We start from the raw sequence: 18643 nt of genomic DNA, 5'->3' as shown, positions 1-18643 counted from the left end.
GCACCTGGAATCTCAATGTTCCAGTGGCCATCGCTGCCAACTAGGGTCTCAATGGTTTGCACAGCGCCTGCGCTGTCGGTGATGGTGAGTGTAACAGTGCCACCAATTTCATTACTGGTGCCCTGAAGCTCTGGTGTTAAGTCGCTGACATCGCCTACGTTTTGAATGGTGAGCGTTGGCGCTTGTGTGTCTAACGTAATTGTATCTGTAACTGTTGTCGTATTTCCTGCTTCGTCAGATACACTCACTTCGATGGTGTTATCACCTTCATTTAAATCTGTTTGTGGAGTTACTTCCCAGTTACCATTTGCATCTACTGTGGTGGTAAGTGTTTGTTCAACCCCGTTATCATCAGTAATAACAACCGTGATGCTGGTACCAACGTCTGCATCACTAGTGCCTGAAATGGTAGGTGTTGAGTCGTTAGTTACAGTATCAAAGTTTACGGTTAAGCTAGGCCCTGATGTATCTATGTTGCCTGTAGCCGTATCTGAAGCACTATTTCCAGCAGCATCAGATACTTCAGCTTCTACAGAATAATCGCCCGAGGCCAACTCTTGAGAAAGTTCAACACTCCAATTACCATCGGCATCTGTTGTTGTGCTTAATGTGCGAACAACCCCTTGAGAATCAGTAACCGTTAAATTTATAACTGTGCCTGCAACTACGTCAGTTGTGTTACCTGAAATAACCGGTGTTGTATCATTACTTGTTTCTAGTTCATTTACTTGTATGGTTGGAGGCGTAATATCAATTACAGCATCAAGCTCTGCATTTGCGCTTCCACCACCTATGTCTGTTACTGTCGCACTAATTAAAATGGTGCCTTCAGCCAAATCGGCTGGCGGAGTAACACTCCAGAGTCCGTTTTCATCAACAACCGTAGTTAAAGTAATTATTCCACCCGCTGAGTCAGTGATCTGAACTTCAACTTGAGAGCCAACTTGTGCATTAAAAGTATCACCATTTATTTGAGGTGTTTGATTGTTAGTTTCGCCAATAACATCAATGGTAATAGTCAATGCGCTTGTATCAATTGTGCCTGAAGCACTTGCTGTGCCTTCATTACCAGCGCTATCACTAATACTTGCATCTACAGAGTAGGTCCCTTCAGCTAAAGCCGCAGGTACTTCTACTGTCCAACTTCCGTCTGCAATTACTTGTGCTGAAATTGTTTGTACTGCACCATTAGCATCGGTCACTGTTAAAGTTATGGTTGAACCAGCAGGCTCCCCGCTAACCGTGCCTGAAATGGTCGGTGTTGTATCACTCGTATCGCCTAGTGCATTAATAGTAACTATTGGCGCTGTGGTATCAACTTCTCCCGTTGTTGTGGCGGTAGTTTCATTACCTGCTGTATCGGTAACCGATACTTCAACAGTAAATTCGCCTTCACTTAATTCATTTGGTACATCAACACTAAAGGTGCCATCGGCTTGTACTTCTGTGGTTATAGTTTGTGGATTACCAGCTTCATCAGTTACGGTAATAGTAACAACTGTGCCTTCTGGCTCACCCGTTGCGGTGCCTGAAATAGTTGGGGTGGTGTCGTTACTATCAGCCAGTGCATCTATCGTGATCACCGGTGCTAAAGTATCAACCTCGCCAGTCGTAGTTGCTGTGGTTTCATTGCCCGCAGTATCTGTAACCGATACCTCAACAGTAAATTCACCTTCACTTAATTCATTTGGTACATCAACACTAAAAGTGCCATCGGCTTGTACTTCAGTGGTGATAGTTTGTGGGTTACCTGCTTCATCAGTTACGGTAATAGTAACAACCGTGCCCTCCGGCTCCCCCGTTGCGGTGCCTGAAATAGTTGGGGTGGTGTCGTTAGTATCACCTACTGGGTCAATAATAACTGTTGGCGCAGCAGTATCAACTTCGCCTGTTGTTGTTGCGGTAGTTTCATTACCTGCTGTATCGGTAACCGATACTTCAACAGTAAATTCACCTTCACTTAATTCATTTGGAACATCAACACTAAATGTGCCATCGGCTTGTACTTCTGTGGTTATGCTTTGTGGGTTACCTGCTTCATCCGTAACTATAATAGTAACAACCGTGCCTTCTGGTTCGCCCGTTGCGGTGCCTGAAATAGTTGGTGTTGTATCGTTACTATCCGCCAGTGCATCAATCGTAATATTTGGTGCGGTATTATCAATAGTTCCCTGTGCAGAAGCTTCACTTTGGTTACCTGCTTCATCACTAACGATGGCATTAACACTAAAGTCACCTTCAACTAACTCATTAGTATCGGCTGTCCAGCTACCATCAGCTAGCGTTTGTGTTGTAATTGTTTGTGTATTACCACCAGCATCTGTAACGATTAACGTAACAGTTATTCCGGCTGGTACATTTTGTACAGAACCTGAAATTGTTGGAGTAGTATCGGCACTATCTGGGATTGTATTAATTGCTATAATTGGAGCTGATAAATCAATTGTTCCACTAACAGTATCGCTTGCTTCATTACCCGCAGCGTCTGTTACTGTTGCTGTAATTGTAAAATCGCCTTCAGCAACAGCTTGAGTTGCACCTACTTGCCAAGTTCCATCTTCTGACACAACCGCCGTCAATGTTTGAGACTCACCATTTGCATCAGTAACTAAAACACTAACAAGGCTACCCGGTGCTACATCACTTGTTGTTCCGCTAAATGTAGGCGTTGTATCGTTTGAATCAGCAAAGTCATTTATTGCAACTAAAGGAGGGGTGGTATCAACTGAGCCTAATTGTGAATCTTGAGCTGCGTTACCCGCATTATCAGATACATTAGCTGTTACTGTAAAATCTCCCTCGCTTAAAGCAGTTGGAATCTCAATACTCCAAGTACCATCAGCACTTATAGTAGTCACTAACTGTTGCTCAGCCCCTAGACTATCGGTAATAATTAAAGTTACTTCACTTCCCGATGCTAATCCTTGGGTAGAGCCTGTAAGAGTAGGTGTTGTATCGTTTGTATCAGCAATATTGTTAATAGTTACACTTGGTGCGGTTAAATCGACCGTACCTGTAACAGTTGCCGTACTGCTATTGCCTGCAGTATCACTAACACTCGCTGTTACTGTAAAATCTCCTTCACTGAGATCTGCAATAATATCCGCTGTATATGTACCATCGGCATTTGTAATTGTTGTGAGTGTTTGTTCATTGCCTTCGCTGTCAGTTACTACTAAGGTAACTTCTGTTCCTGCTGGTACATCAATTACGTTGCCACTTACTGATGGGGTTACATCATTCGTATCCTCAATAGGATTAATCGTGATTGCAGGATCTGTTAAATCAATTTCTCCAGTTTCACTTGCAGAAGCTGTATTACCCGCAGCATCAGCTACAGTTGCAACCACACTAAACTGGCCTTCAACTAATTCATTACTTGCCTCAACTGACCAGCTTCCGTCAGCACCAGTAACTACTTGCACGGTTTCTGCTACGCCATCGCTTCCTGTAAATGTAACGGTTACTACCGCACCAGGATCTACGTCTTGGGTAGAGCCGCTAACTGTTGGTGTTGTATCGTTAGTATCAATAATAAAATTAATACTTACAGTTAAATCAACATTACCTACTGCACTTGCTTGCGCCTCATTGCCCGAGTCATCTATAACCGTTGCAACTACAGTAAAGTCGCCCTCAGGCAGAGGGGTTGTTACTTGTGCAGACCACGAACCATCTTCTTGCGTCACTGCTAGTAATGTAAATGTGCTGCCATCGCTTGCAGTAATAGTTAAAGTAATGGTTGTACCAGCAGGCACATTACCGGTGTTACCACTTAAAAATGGAGTGGTATCGTTAGTATTAGCAATTGCATCGATTTGAATTGAGATAGGAGCAAACGTTATTTCACCGTTTGTTTGAGCAGATGCCTCATTACCCGCAGCATCGGTTACTGACGCAGTTGCGGTAAATTCACCACCTGGCAAGATTTCACTAGCATCAACACTCCATGTGCCATCTTCATTTAATAAAGTAGTTAAAGTTTGTACGTTACCGTTAATATCGGTTACTAATACTGTAATAACAGAGCCCGCAGGAGCGTCTTCCACCCTACCTACAAATGTTGGTGTAGTATCGTTAGTATCAGCAATTGCAGTAACGGTAATATCAGGGTTTGTTAAATCAACAACACCTTGGTTATTTGCTTGGGCTTGATTACCTGCAGCATCACTTACACTTGCATCAACCACAAACTGCCCTTCAGCCAATGGCGTAGTTACGTCGATAGACCAATCCCCATCAGCGTTAGTTTGGGTTAATAATGTTTGAGTTTGACCATCAAAATCGGTAATAACCACACTAATAATAGAGCCTGCAGGTACATCTTGCGCGTTACCTGTAATCGTTGGCGTGGTGTCTTGAGTGTCGTTAATATTATTAATTTGTACCGAAGGCGCCGTTAAATCAATTACTCCTGAATCACTTGCTAATGCTAAGTTTCCTACACTGTCGCTTACTTGTGCATCAACAGTAAAATCACCTTCAGGTAAAGGAGTCCCTACTTCTACACTCCAGCTTCCATCGGCTTGGGTAACTGCAGTTAATGTTTGTATTTGTCCTGCACTATCTGTAACAGTAATTGTTACTTGAGTGCCCTCAGGAACACCATTTGTTGTTCCAACAAGTGGTGGTGTTGAGTTATTTGTTTCATCAGTTACATTTACGGTGATTACCGGAGCAGTTAAATCTACATTCGCTAAAGCTTGGTCTATAGCTTGATTTCCAGCTGCATCAATCGCAACAGCGCTTACGTTAAACTCCCCTTCAGATAAAGGTGAGGTGGTAGTAATTACCCAATTTCCTTGAGCATCAACCTGAGTAACTATTGTTTGCACCGTACCTGCACTATCCGTTAACGTGACTGATACATTATCCCCAGTATTCAAACCAGATACTGTCCCTGTCACTGTCACTGTTTGCGAAGCAGAATCGGCAACAGGATCAATAGCAATAAGTGGAGGTGTTGTATCAACCTCAATTGAAATAGTGTCGTTTATAGGATTACCAACAGGATCCGTCGCTTCAACAACAACCGTTACAGGGCCATCAGCAATTGGTGTTGGTAGGGTTATTTCAAAGGTACCATCAGGGCCAATTACAACACTAACTACTTGAGAGTTTCCATCAACATCAGTTACCGTTACATTAACCGTTTCGCCGATTAAGTTTTCGCTCGTACCGGTGATTGTGGGTTGTGATGAGTTAGTAATACCTAGCTCATTAAGTGAAATAGATGCAGTAGTTGAATCAGGCACAATACCGTCAGAGGTATCTCTTAAATTAAAAGCTTCAGTAGCGCCTTGCTCAAAAGATGAATCAAAAGTAACACTACTAGGATCAACACTTTCAGAAATTCGGGTTAGCTGTACAAACGAACTGCCTCCATCTGCACCCGCAGCGTTACCCCCACCAGCGGCTGTTGCCTCTAAATTATCTAGAATGTCCCCATCACCTTCTAACGCATCTAAAAAATCTGTTACATCAGAATTAGCCGCTGTTGATGGGTCTTGCTCTGCCCCTAAATCTAAGCTTGCAATTGCTTCATCTAAACTTTCATCAAAAACAGTTGTTTCGCTAGAATCTCTGGCTTCTTTCGCTAATAAGTCTGGTGTTATTTTTACCTTTTGATTTGCGGGTATAGATAAGGTTTCACCTTGCACATCAATTTGTAAAGACGATTTAATAGCAGTAACAACTAAATCACCCACGGTGATAATGTCACCAACATTTAATGCTCTTATTGACCCATCATCCAGCACCACACCTGCCGAACCTTGAATATCAATAACTACCAGTTGATTTGCTTCCATTTTGGTACCCTCAAACTTATTAAAATAACAATCTAATAAGTTAAAGGTAGGACAAAAAAGCCACATAGATACTGTACTCAAGTACAGGTTTAGAAGAAAAATTCAAAAATAAAAAATCAACAAAAAAGTGGTAGAAATTTTTTTTTATGCTAACCAAAACGATTACTTGCAAAAATAGTATTCCTTTACTAAATACTTAAGGGAGTATTTACGGTCTTAACAGGATCTAAGAGGAAGAAATGATTACAAAAAACACTTTTAAGAAACATCAAGAGACTATGTTAATCGGACTAACGATTACAGCCGCAACTCTACTAAACTATGTGCATGCAAATGAACAATCAGCAATGCCACTTACCTATGTCTCAAGTAAAGCGATTGAAAACAATCCTGAAGTACAAGAAGCATGGCATGCTTTTAAATCTTCGATTTATGGAGTAGATGCTGCCCGCTCAGGTTATTTACCAAGTGTTGATGTATCAGCAAGCGCGGGCTATGAAAGAAGAAATTACGGTGTTGAAGAAGAATATAACCGTAATACAGCCGAGTTAAGTGTTACTCAAATGCTTTACGACGGTTTTAGGACCTCGAATACGGTTGATCGCTTTAAACGCATTCAACTCATTAGGTACTTTGAGCTTATTTCTCAAACAGAACAAACAGCACTTGAAGCCTCAATAGCCCTGCTCGACGTACAAAAATTCAAAGAGTTAGTACAACTTGCAGAAGCAAATTTACAAGAGCACGAGTCTGTATATCAACAAATAGAACAAAGTGTAGGAGCTGGTGTAGCGCGCGCTGCCGATCTAGAACAAATTAGTGGGCGCTTATCTTTAGCACAATCTAACGTATTAACGGAGTACTCAAATTTACATGATGTAAGCGCTCGCTACTTAAGGGTTGTAGGAGAGCTTCCTATGAACGATATAAAGCAAGCTGACCTTGATGAAAAAAATATACCAATTTCAGTTAATCAAGCGCTAGACGTCGCTTACAAAAATAGCCCTTCATTTTACGCCTCTTTGTATAATATTGAAGCACAAAAAGCGAACGCAAAAGCACAAAAAGCAGCGTTTCATCCTAACGTAGATTTATCTGCCCGCTACGGTAGCCAAGATAGAGATGAACTTGGTCAAAATGAAACCAGAACAGAAGCGCGAGTCGGCATCGATATTAGCTATAATTTATATAATGGTGGTCTTGATAATGCCAATTTAGAACAAGCCTATCAGGATATAAACATTGCAAAATATCAACGCGATCAGTCTTGTATTGATATTCGTCAGAGTCTGCAAATTGCTTATTACAACGTCACTATATTAGAGCAAAAGTTACCGGCGCTTGATCAACACCGCGAATCATCAACTAAAGTTAAAATTGCATATAAGGATCAATTCGATATAGGCCAACGAACTCTACTAGACGTACTTGATGCCGAAAACGAGTCATTTCAATCAACACGTTCATACATAGTGGCGCTTTACGACCGTCAATCAGCTATTTTAACTATGCTAAAAGAAATGGGGAAATTACTGCCAGCACTTAACGTGATGTCAGATAAATACCCTACATTAAAAGAGCTAACTGACGACCCTATTGTTCATAACGCACAAAATATCTGTCCGAGTTACGATGTAGCAACCACTTTTAGCCGCAAGGCATTTCTTCAAAAAAAAGCTAAGCAAGATAATGCATACATGAGTGTAACGGCTATGCCAAGGTACTTAGATATACCGCTGGAAACCGACACGACAGCAAGCAGCTTTACCGATGATGATGGTGACGGCGTACCAAATGAGCAAGACACTTGCCCAAGCACACCTTTGAGTACAAATGTAGATTTATCTGGTTGCACAATTTATAGCGCATCAACCTCGAATATAGAAATTGGTATTCCTTTTTCTGCTGACTCAAGCGATGTAAGGTCTCAATATATTCAAGAAATTAGTCGGCTTGCAGATTTTTTAAAAGAGAACCCAACTAAACAGGTTGAAATACAAGGTCATGCCTCTTTAGATGGAGACCGTAAATATAACCGTAAACTATCAGAAAAACGTGCGTTTGCCGTAGCTGAAATTCTGATTAAGCAATTCGATGTAGAACCTAAACGTGTTAAATCGTTCGGGTATGGCATCGATCAACCACGTGTAAACGAAATATCAGTAAGAGCAAATGCTGCGAATCGACGTATCGAAGCTGTAATTACTGATACCTAAAGACAATTAACGTTATGTAAATAACCTAAACTCGGCATGAAATATTTAAGTCGAGTTTAGGTTTACTAGTAACAATCCTATGCAGTTCTACATAACATTGGATGGTGTATGGAATTAAACGATGTACTTGATCATGGTGGCATCCTCGTTGACTGCCTAGCAGTTTTATGTCGTCATCATGGTAAAGAGTTTTCAAGAGAAGCACTATTAAATGGACTTCCTCTAACTGATGGAAATCTTACTCCATCAGGTTTTTCGCGCGCAGCAAAGCGCATCGGCTTTAAATCAAAAGTAGTTAATAAGCCATTACAAAAAATTAATACTGCACTGCTACCTGCCATCTTAATTTTAAAAGATAACCAAGCCTGTGTTATTAATTCTATTGATTACGATAAACAGTTGGTGAGTGTAATTTACCCAGAACTTACAGAATCAGTTATCGAACAAAGCATTGATGAGTTAGCTGCTAACAGTGTAGGTTTAGTTATTTATGCTCAACCAGAGTTTGCATTTGATGAGCGAACACCTGTACTTGAAAAACTATCAAAAGATGGATGGTTTTGGGGAGTAATTAAAGAATGCCGCTCACTTTATAAAGACGTAATTATTTCGGCTGTTGCTTTGGGCTTTTTGTCGGTTGCTATGCCTTTATTTGTAATGAACGTATATGACCGCGTAGTGCCCAACCACGCAACAGAAACCTTATGGGTACTTGCCATTGGCATTTTAATAGCACTCACTGCTGACTTTGTTTTGCGCTTAGTAAGAGGCTACTTTGTAGAGCTTGCTGCCAGTAGAATAGATGTCAAAGTATCGGCTGTAATAATGGAGCGGGTATTAGGTATGAAACTAAAAAACCGCCCATCGTCCGCAGGCTCCTTTGCTAGCAACATTCAATCATTTGAAGCTGTACGTAACTTTTTTAGCTCCATAACACTTGTCGCATTAGTCGACTTACCATTCGTAGTTTTGTATTTAATTGTTATTGCCATTATTGGCGTACCTCTAAGTTTACCTATTATCGCGGGCGCACTTATATTATTAGCTTACGCTATAGCCGCACACCGCAAACTTGAGGCTCTTTCAGAACAAACAATGAAAGCAAGCTCAATGCGAAATGCTGTATTAGTCGAAAGCTTAACCAATATTGAAGATGTAAAGAGCTTTCACTCAGAGTGTAAAACACAGTCTGTATGGGAAAAGTCGACCATTTACATTGCACAAGTAAACGCACATAGCCGACTCGTTTCTAGCTCTATATCAAATACAGCATCATGGATACAGCAATGCGTAGGCGTAATAATAATGATAATAGGCGTACACCTCGTTATTGAAGGTGAGCTAACTCAAGGCGGGTTAATTGCAGCCTACCTATTATCGTCTCGTGCTATGGGCCCAATCGGGCAGTCGGCCGCTGTTTTAGCACAATATCATCATGCCGCAATAGCAATGCAATCACTGAACGAGATTATGGAAAAAGAGGTCGAGCGTCCACCTGGTAAGCATTGGTTAAGCCACCCTATTTTAAAGGGCGATATAGAATTTAAAGATGTATGTTTTAAATACTCTGACGAATCTCATAATGCGCTCAACGGCGTTAGTTTTAAAATTAAAGCCGGTGAAAAAGTCGCCATTTTAGGACGTAATGGCTCAGGTAAAAGTACATTAGAAAAGCTTATTTTAGGACTATACGAACCCTGTTCAGGATCAATTTTGATGGACAATAATGATATACATCAAATTGACCCAGCTGAGCTTCGTCATAATATTGGCTACCTACCACAAACCGTTGCCCTGTTTTATGGAACCTTGAAAGACAACCTCACCATGAGTGCTTGGCATGCCAAAGACGAGCAAATTATTGAAGCCTGTGAGCGAAGCCAATTATTTGATTTAATTAATTCGCACCCAGACGGATTTGATTTACAAGTAGGCGAGCAAGGTCGTCAATTATCAGGTGGCCAGCGCCAAGCTGTAGGTATGGCAAGAGCCATAATTAACGACCCTCCAATACTATTACTAGATGAGCCAACCTCATCGCTAGATCATAATAGTGAAAGTAAAATTATTAACAATTTAAAGGGTTATTCTAAAGATAAAACCTTAATCGTGGTGACTCACCGCTCATCATTACTTGAGCTTGTTGACCGAATTATAGTTTTAGATAACGGAAAAGTAGTTGCTGATGGACCAAAACAAAAAGTAATTGCAGCGTTAAATAATAAGACAGTGGAGCAAGCCTCATGAGTGACAATAAAAAACCACTTGAACAGCGCTCCTTTGAATCTGTTAGCAGAGCAATAGAAGCAAGAAAACAAGGCAAGCCATCAGTATTTAATAAACTATTTAAAGGATGGATTTCTCCGCCTAACAGCCAAGACTGGGTAGTAGATGCTCAGTGGGAAAAAATGCAACAGGAGCCAGCAAGCGCTAGGTTATTGCTCTATTTAATTTGTTTAACGTTTATATGCCTTATTGTGTGGTCTGGTTTTGCTAATTTAGATGAAGTTGCTCGTGGTGAGGGGCGTGTTATTCCCTCCAATAAATTACAACTTATTCAATCTTATGATGGTGGTATGGTCGAAAAAATAAATGTAAAAGAGGGGCAAATAGTAAATGAGGGTGATGTACTCATTAAAATAGACCCTACCCGCTTTATTTCTAGCTTTAGAGAAAACCAATCCAAAGTTGAGTCGTTAAGCGCAAAAGTAGCGAGACTCAGAGCACTCACTCAAAAAAAGGAGCTCGTATTTAGTGAGTCTGTTATTAAAAATGCGCCTAGAGTTGTGCAACATGAACGTTCTCTTTATTTGAGTAACAGCCAAGAATTAGAGCAACAAGTAAGTATTCACAAACGCCAACTAGAGCAGCGACACCAAGATTACATTGAAGCCAAAGCGGCACTTGAGCAGCATACGAGCGCGCTGCGCTTAACAAACAGAGAGCTCTCTGTTACTCGCCCATTGTTACGCACGGGTGCTATTTCAGATATAGATATTATTCGTTTAGAGCGCCAAATAGTTGATTTAAACGGCGAGATAAACAGAACCAAGGCAGTTATAAATAGGAGTCTTTCGGCCATTAACGAAGCTAAAAATAAGGTAACCGAAGTTGAGCTCGTTATGATTAACCGCTGGAACAATGAACTCTCCGAAGCGCTACTGCGACTAGATTCAATTAAAGAAACTGAATCTGGCTTAGCCGATAAAGTAACTCAAACTGAAATACGCTCTCCTGTTAAAGGCACTGTACAGCGATTATTAGTTAATACTGTTGGCGGTATTTTACAGCCCGGTAGCGATGTTATGGAAATTGTCCCGCTTGACGATCAACTTGTAGTAGAGGCAAAAATTCCGCCTAAAGACATTGCATTTTTACGCCCTGGGCAATCTGCGATGATAAAATTTAGTGCCTACGACTTTGCCGTATATGGAGGCCTTGAGGCAGAGGTTTTACATATTAGCGCCGATACCATTACAGATGACCGTGAGAATACCTTTTATTTGGTGCAACTAAAAACCACCAAAAATAACTTTTCAAAAGAGCTGACTATTATTCCAGGTATGACCACTCAAGTGGATATTATTACCGGTAAAAAAACCGTACTTGAGTATCTTTTAAAACCAGTTCTTAGAGCTACATCGCAAGCAATGACAGAGCGTTAAGCATTTAATAAATGGAGAAATAATGCGCCAAAGTATTTTTATTACACAGCCTGAATTTGAATCGAAGCACTGGCGAGCAGCGTTTCCTGGTTGTTTAATATGCACAAAAGAACCAAACAGAGTAACGGCATCAAGTATTATTTGGGTTTTAGCCGGTACACCGAACTGGCTTGAGCTCGTTAAAAAATATTCGCAACAACGTTTACTCGTTATTGTTATGACCAACGAACTTGAAATAAATCAACTTAGGAGTGCGCTTGAAGCAGGAGCTAGAGGATACGTAGAAGCACTCGCCACAAAAGTAATTATTGAACAAGTACTTGAGACAATTTGTTCTGGCGGAATATGGTTACCAGGACAATTACTATCTAATTTAGTGGGAGCTTTATCAAATACACCATTTAAATATGCGAGGACGTGCGAGCTTGATTTACTCACCAAAAGAGAACGCCAAGTAGTTGATATTGTTGTAACAGGTGCAACTAATAAGCAAGCTGCAGAATCTTTAAATATTACAGAGCGTACGATTAAAGAGCATATGAGCTCTATATTTAATAAGCTAAAAGTTCGCGACCGAATTCAATTAATGTTAGTTGTAAAAGGGCATTAACCGCACAGTTAATGCCTATTACTTACTCTTTAATAACCCCATCAAAACCTAAGTTAATAAGCGTATCTATATCATCTTGGCTTGTTACACCTTGAGCCACCACTTTAATGCCAATAGAATGCGCTAACGTACATACTCCTCGCAGGAATGTTTGGTTATCTTGGCTGTAACTAATATTGTGTCCGTAAACGCTATCAACCTTAATCATTTCAAGACCAAATTCCTGAATTTTATTAATTTTAGTAAATTCAGGGCCCACACGTTTTAATGCTACCTTAGCGCCCATACACCTTACATCTTCACAAAAGCCTTTAAATATCTTAATTTCGCTGACGGCAATACTTTCTCGTATATCAAAGCAGATTTTAGAAGCTAAATCAGGAAATGCCGATAGATAGGTAAGAATTGAAGCAAGCGCAGCATCATCAAGTAATGTTTGGGCAGATAACTCAACCGAAATCAACTCACTTGGTGGCTCAATACTATACTGAGCAACCAACGCCTTAATTAATCCCCAATCTAAACGCGCTAATAACTTTAAGCGATTAGCCCATTGGTAATAATAACCTGCCCTATATACTTGCCCGCCAAGCTCTAGGCTCAGTCCTAATTGATTTTGCATCAACTGCCCCGTAAAACTCGTTACTGGGTATGTGTTAATTTCTAGCGCTTTGTTATCTAGAGCTTTTTCTATTGCATTTTGCCAACTTGTTGCATCATCAAATAACTCGCTTTTTTGTTTATTGTCACTTACTTTTGCTTGAACACCTGGTTTATTATCGGCTGATTTTAAAAGTTCATCGGCTCGTTTTAATACATCAAACCGCGTGTCATTCTTTTGTATGTAAGTGCAACTATGCGGTATAGCTAATTCAATATTTTTATACTCTTCAATAAAAGATTCATGAAGCCTAACTACTTTTTTACTCAATACCTCAATATCATCAGTATCACTAAACAGTACAGTAAAGTCATTATGTGATATTCGGGCTATGTAGTTTTCTGAAAAGTGTGCTTCATTTGATTCTAAAAACTCGATTAAAACCTGCGAAAAACGACGTAAGAAATTAACCATTTCTACACGGCTAATTTGTTCGCTCATTTTATCTAGGTTTACAACCCGAAATAAAAACAAGGCGCCATGGGCATGATCTTTCGATTTTTGTAAGTGGGCCTCAAGCGTTGCACCAAAGTATTCTCTATTTGCTAAACCAGTTAGCTCATCATGTTGTGATTTAAATCTAAGCTCTTCTAAACGTTTACTATCTTCTTTAATAATACGACTAAAACGGGTAGATAATTGGTTCATAGATTGCACTAAACGTGCAAACTCAAATGTACGAGGGACGGTGGATTTAATAAAACGTTTTTCACCAAATGCATTAGCCTGATACACAACATCATCTAGCGGTTTTAATATCCTACTTAAAAAGTAAGCACTAACTATACAAGCAAAAAAAGCGACAATTAAAAAACTAAAAAATAGTTTAAGCGCACTTTCCCATAAGGCTTGCTCAGCATATTGACTATGGCTTTCTATAAACAAAGTTCCAAATTGCTGCCAACCATTATTTACTTGCCCAACTCCTGGTTGAACATTTAATCCATACATTGCCCTAAACCACTGTGGAGCCGTCGCTTTAAGCTCATCGGTAAATGTGCGTTTAACAATCACCTCACCATTCGGGTTTTGTAGCTCTATTCGCTTATAGTGACCGGTATCAAATGTGGCTGAAACTAATAATTCAAGCTCAACGGGGTCTTTGTCTAATTGACTGATCATCAACGCAAGTGAGCTGGCGTTATCTACATTTTTTAAGTACAGCTGGGTCGAAAAATAACTTTTAGCCGAATTAGTACTAATTAAAACACTACTTATAAAGCCCACAAAAATAACAATTAATAATGCAATCCATAGCTCTTGCCTGAGTGTTATTTTTCGTTTTTTAAGATACTTAGATAAGGAAAATGATGCCATTACCACATAACTCCTTCTTGGGTTGTCTGCTCCAAAATTTTACGCCAGCGTGAAAGTCTTGCTGTTGGGCTGGCTACACTTTTGGTTGAATTATTAGCCCATAAACCTTGGCTGTTAAAGCTAAAAACAGGGCTTAAATCTACACGTTTTGCAGCAGGTAAAACCTTTGTTATTAAACTGTCTAAAATAAGTGGCTGAGCGTTTGGTGTAGCAAAATAACCTAACACCATATGCGCTTGTGTTTTGTTAGTGCCCGCAATTTTTGCTTTTACATAAATAAGGCGTAACTTGTCGTCGCTCACACCTAACGCTCTTAAGCTTATATATTTTGCTATTGCGTAATCTTCACAATCACCGAGGCCTCTGCCTAATGTTTCTAAAGGGGTTGCCCAATAATCGTTTTGTTTCCAAAGCAAAATATCTGTTTGGTAGCGTAAATTACGCGCAAAAAAATCATTAACAATAAGAATTTGTTGTTGCTCTGGCTTGTTTTGAGTTTGCACCAACATGCTTTGCCAGTTGCGTGCAACCGCCGCTCGCGCAGGCCCGTATTTTTGACCCATGAGCTCTATAAAGGTACTAAATTGAATAGTTAGTCGACTTGCAAGCACACCACTGGAGAGTACAAAAAACAGCAATAGGTAGCGCAAATTGGCTTTGCACCATATAAATAATTGAGGATTTAAATGACTTGGCTTAATCGCCATTTACAGAGCCACTGTTAATATAAGTGGCAATAAAATACATCTGTTGAGCACTACGCAATCTGCTTAAAATTAATCCTAACAACAGCATAGCACTCAATATAGGAGGATGAGATATTTTGAATAACTTTTTTAGTAGTACGTTACTTTTTTAACTTCGCGTGGTTTTACTTCACCTATGTATAAATCGTGCACACGCTTCATATTAAGCTCAAGCTCGGTCACGTAGGTATCATCTACTGCGTAAGTTTTAATTATTTGTGCACCTTTAATAAGCCCCTGCACTTTACTTTCTAAGTAATCGTCTTGAGCAATTGAGCCTTCCACCGTTGTTCCTGCGGTAATTTTTTGCCCATAGACTTGCTCAGTAAGCTCCCGGTAAGCTTCAAGCTTAGAAGCCTTAATGGCCATAAGTTGCTTTTGCGACAAGTTAGCACCTTTTTGCAAGCTAATAGGTGCATACCCTATCGCTTTTAAAACGGGGTAATTATTTGGCTCTACATATTTATATTCAACATGCTTATCAAAAACGCTGCTACAACCACCTAAGGTTAAACACCCAAGTGTAATAAGTAATGAAATTGCTCGCATAGCATTTAGCCCTTGTATAGTAATTAGCAGTACATATGCACGTTTAATGCCATTTATAGCATTACTAATAATTACCAAATAACATTGGTACAGTCCTTGCTCTACCTAGTTAATAGCTAACGTTTAATTGGAGTAAAATTATGAAGTCGTTTTTATCATTGGCATTTGCAGGATTAAGTGCAACGGCATTATTAACGTTCTCCCCTTTTACTAAAGCACAGTGGTATGAATCAACGGGTCACGCGAACGTCCAAAATGGTGATACAAGCGCGGCTAAATCTGCCGCTATAAAAGATGCGATTACACAGGCGTTAGTATTCTCTGGCGCACGGGTTAGCTCTGTGCAAACGTTGGTAGATGGCGTGTTGATGCAAGATCAGCTAAAAATTAGCAGCCACGGAGAAATTCAAAAAATTGAACTGGTCAGCGAAAATAAATACGACAATAAATTTGCCGTTACATTACGGCTCGATATTTTTTCTCAAACAGAGCAATGCCCACAAAATAGTTTTAATAAGTTTGTGGCCGTTACACAAAGCCAACTTGTTCATCGTGAACACGCCAAAATGGGTCAAATATTTGACGTAAGCAAAGCTATTAGCAAAAATATTTTTACTTCCCTGCAAAAATCAAAAATGAGCGCAGTACCTATTGCTTACTATAATAATGCAATAAGCGTTGATAAGTACTTTTCGCAGCAGCACGACTATTCAAATGCCCAATTAGAAGAAATATCTTCGCGCAGTAACGCTCAATATGTACTGCTTAGCCAAATAACCAGCCTTTCAACTAGCGACAAACTCAATAACGATTATGCATTTTGGCAAGACGAGGCGTACGAGCGCAGTTACAACATTGAATTTGTATTATTTGATGGCACTACCTATGAGCAACTTTGGCAAAATAGTTACCATACTCAAGCAATTTGGCCATTTGAAAAAACAACCATAGTTGACGTTAATAGTGATAGGTTTTGGCAATCGCCTTATGGGCAAAGCATAACCGATATCAACCAAGCAGTAAGTTATGACATTCAAGCAGCCATGGCGTGTTTGCCAACTCAAGGCAAAATAATGCACATGGAAAATAGCAAAATCGTTATTAATTTAGGTAAAGCTCATGGGTTAAAAAAAGGCCAGATGCTAAGCATTGCGCACCATAACTATTTAACCGACGCAGCGGGTAATGTTATGCCACACACCATCACCACGCTTAATAAAATTCGCGTTGAGCAGCTTTATCAGCAAACTGCAGTAGCTGTCAGTATTGATGACAAACCACTACCTGGCGTGCAAATTAACGATGTAGTAGAAATAATCAGCCAAGATCTTTAGTTAATTTAGCTTTTAAATTAGGGTGAGCCGATAACCACTTGCCCAATTGTTCTACACCCGATAAATGCGGATAATGCTTTCTGCATGCAAACACCACATTACGCTGCTGATTAGGGAATATAGGCAAGTAATCAATCCCTACACGGTCGGTACATGCCAGTTTTGGTACAAATGTAATACCGTCATCCATGGCCACTAACGCTAATAATGTTTCTAAACTATTACCTTTATACTGATTAGATATATCGACTCCCGCAGAAAAACAAAACTTTTGGGCTTGATCTTTAAAGCAATGACCATCACTTAACATTAGTAGGCTGCATCCTTGAAGGTCGTTCAACGCCACTGTTTTATGCTTAGAAAGCGCGTTATCTTGTGATACCGCCACTAAAAAATCTTCTTTGTATAAAGCAACCGTGTGGTAATTAATAAGCTCTGGCACATCGGCTAAAATAGCAAAGTCGAGTTCGCCATTATTTAAAGCTTCTAAAATTGTTGCTGTTTGCATCTCAATAAACGAAAACTGACTATCAATAAATGCCGCTTTCATTGATGTTAATAACGCAGGCAACAAGTAAGGCGCAATGGTAGGAATAATACCAATAGTTAATTTACCTTGTAGAGGCTCATTAGAAGTAGCAGCAAGTTCTTTGAGTATTTGCGTTTGTTCTAAAATAATCTCTATTTGCGTCAACAAACGTTCACCTTTTGCTGTTAACGTAACTTGTTTAGTTGAGCGGTCAAATAAAGTAACGCCAAGCTCATGTTCGAGTTTTTTTACTTGGCCACTTAATGTAGGCTGACTTACAAAACATGCATTGGCAGCTTTGCGAAAGTGCTTGTATTGCGCTATTGCTTTTACATATTCAAAATCTTTTAAGTTCATATTCAGCTCCGCATGATAGTTTATAACTATCAGTTTAATACAAACAAACGATTGGAACTATATTTAATTGTTCGCCATAATGGCTATCAACAAATCAAGAGGAACAAAAAACTATGTTAAACAATATCGAAGGTCAAACAGTCCCAAGTGTTACATTTGCAACTCGTCAAAATAACGAATGGAAATCAGTAACAACAGATGAAATTTTTAAAGGTAAAACGGTTGTAGTGTTTTCACTACCTGGTGCATTCACACCAACATGTTCATCAACTCACTTACCACGTTACAACGAATTAGCAGGCGTACTTAAGCAAAACGGCGTTGACGAAATTGTATGTTTATCAGTAAACGATACCTTTGTAATGAACGCATGGGCTGAGCATCAAGAAGCGCAAAACATTACTTTATTACCAGACGGCAACGGCGAATTTACTGACGGCATGGGCATGTTAGTAGACAAAAACGATCTAGGCTTTGGTAAGCGCAGCTGGAGATACTCTATGCTTGTTAAAGATGGCGTGGTTGACAAAATGTTCATCGAACCAGATTTACCAGGTGACCCGTTTGAAGTATCTGACGCAGACACAATGCTTGATTACATCAACCCTAAGCAAGCTAAACCAGAACCTGTAAGCATCTTTACTAAACCTGGCTGTCCTTTTTGTAAAAAAGCAAAAGAGCTTCTTGCAGAAAAAGGCTTCGCATATGAAGAGATTGTTATGGGTGCAGGCGCATCACTAACAAGTCTAAAAGCTGTATCTGGTCGTGACACTGTTCCACAAATATTCATTGGTGGTAAGCACATCGGTGGTTCAGACGACTTAGAAAAATACTTTGCTTAATTAAGTA

The 18643-nt window shown here is 39.8% G+C and carries 11 protein-coding genes; 6 read left to right on the top strand and 5 right to left on the bottom strand.

Annotated features, from left to right (window positions below; translation table 11 throughout):
* Nucleotides 1–5810 (bottom strand): retention module-containing protein (locus tag H5157_RS01845; RefSeq protein WP_182724000.1); only part of this gene is annotated, 5810 nt, incomplete at its 3' end.
* A gap of 239 nt (nucleotides 5811–6049) precedes the next feature.
* On the opposite strand from H5157_RS01845, the gene H5157_RS01840 reads away from it, so the two are divergent.
* The 4 genes from H5157_RS01840 (at nucleotide 6050) to H5157_RS01825 (ending at nucleotide 12301) form a co-directional block, all read left to right on the top strand.
* The gene (locus H5157_RS01840) at nucleotides 6050–8026 is read left to right on the top strand and encodes a TolC family outer membrane protein (RefSeq protein ID WP_182693282.1); all 1977 of its coding nucleotides are present in this window, start codon (nucleotides 6050–6052) and stop codon (nucleotides 8024–8026) included.
* 108 nt (nucleotides 8027–8134) lie between these two features.
* Nucleotides 8135–10273, top strand: coding sequence for a type I secretion system permease/ATPase (locus H5157_RS01835; RefSeq protein ID WP_182696558.1), 2139 nt, complete (start codon nucleotides 8135–8137; stop codon nucleotides 10271–10273).
* Nucleotides 10270–11691 (top strand): HlyD family type I secretion periplasmic adaptor subunit, encoded by a 1422-nt coding sequence (locus H5157_RS01830; RefSeq protein ID WP_138488692.1) that lies wholly within the window; start codon nucleotides 10270–10272, stop codon nucleotides 11689–11691. Before H5157_RS01835 ends, H5157_RS01830 begins: the two co-directional genes overlap by 4 nt.
* Before the next feature lie 22 nt (nucleotides 11692–11713).
* Entirely contained in the window at nucleotides 11714–12301 is a 588-nt protein-coding gene (locus H5157_RS01825) for a response regulator transcription factor (RefSeq protein ID WP_182723999.1), read from the top strand.
* Nucleotides 12302–12323: 22 nt separating this feature from the next.
* Here the strand turns inward: H5157_RS01825 and H5157_RS01820 are convergent, their stop codons facing one another.
* The 3 genes from H5157_RS01820 to H5157_RS01810 form a co-directional block, all read right to left on the bottom strand.
* Nucleotides 12324–14279 (bottom strand): LapD/MoxY N-terminal periplasmic domain-containing protein, encoded by a 1956-nt coding sequence (locus tag H5157_RS01820; protein WP_182723998.1) that lies wholly within the window; start codon nucleotides 14277–14279, stop codon nucleotides 12324–12326.
* Entirely contained in the window at nucleotides 14279–14986 is a 708-nt protein-coding gene (locus H5157_RS01815) for a transglutaminase-like cysteine peptidase (protein ID WP_182723997.1), read from the bottom strand. The genes H5157_RS01820 and H5157_RS01815 overlap by 1 nt, the downstream gene beginning before the upstream one ends.
* Nucleotides 14987–15115: 129 nt before the next feature.
* Nucleotides 15116–15574 (bottom strand): LPP20 family lipoprotein, encoded by a 459-nt coding sequence (locus tag H5157_RS01810; protein WP_024593173.1) that lies wholly within the window; start codon nucleotides 15572–15574, stop codon nucleotides 15116–15118.
* A gap of 140 nt (nucleotides 15575–15714) precedes the next feature.
* Between H5157_RS01810 and H5157_RS01805 the strand changes: the two genes are divergently transcribed.
* Nucleotides 15715–16908: a flagellar assembly protein FlgT gene (locus H5157_RS01805; protein ID WP_182692704.1), complete on the top strand. Its 1194-nt coding sequence runs from the start codon at nucleotides 15715–15717 to the stop codon at nucleotides 16906–16908.
* Here the strand turns inward: H5157_RS01805 and H5157_RS01800 are convergent.
* Nucleotides 16892–17794 carry a LysR substrate-binding domain-containing protein gene (locus tag H5157_RS01800; RefSeq protein WP_182723996.1) on the bottom strand — a complete coding sequence of 301 codons (903 nt, stop codon included), beginning with the start codon at nucleotides 17792–17794 and terminating at the stop codon, nucleotides 16892–16894. The genes H5157_RS01805 and H5157_RS01800 overlap by 17 nt on opposite strands.
* 113 nt (nucleotides 17795–17907) lie before the next feature.
* Here H5157_RS01800 and H5157_RS01795 point away from each other — a divergent pair, with 113 nt between their 5' ends.
* Nucleotides 17908–18636, top strand: a complete 729-nt coding sequence (locus H5157_RS01795) for a glutathione peroxidase (RefSeq protein ID WP_182692706.1) — start codon at nucleotides 17908–17910, stop codon at nucleotides 18634–18636.
* Nucleotides 18637–18643: the final 7 nt, after the last annotated feature.

The organism is Pseudoalteromonas sp. SG43-3, assembly GCF_014164385.1.
GTDB classification, from domain to species: domain Bacteria; phylum Pseudomonadota; class Gammaproteobacteria; order Enterobacterales; family Alteromonadaceae; genus Pseudoalteromonas; species Pseudoalteromonas distincta.
Note: the sequence above shows the minus strand (reverse complement) of the source record. Positions and strands in the feature narration are given on the sequence as shown.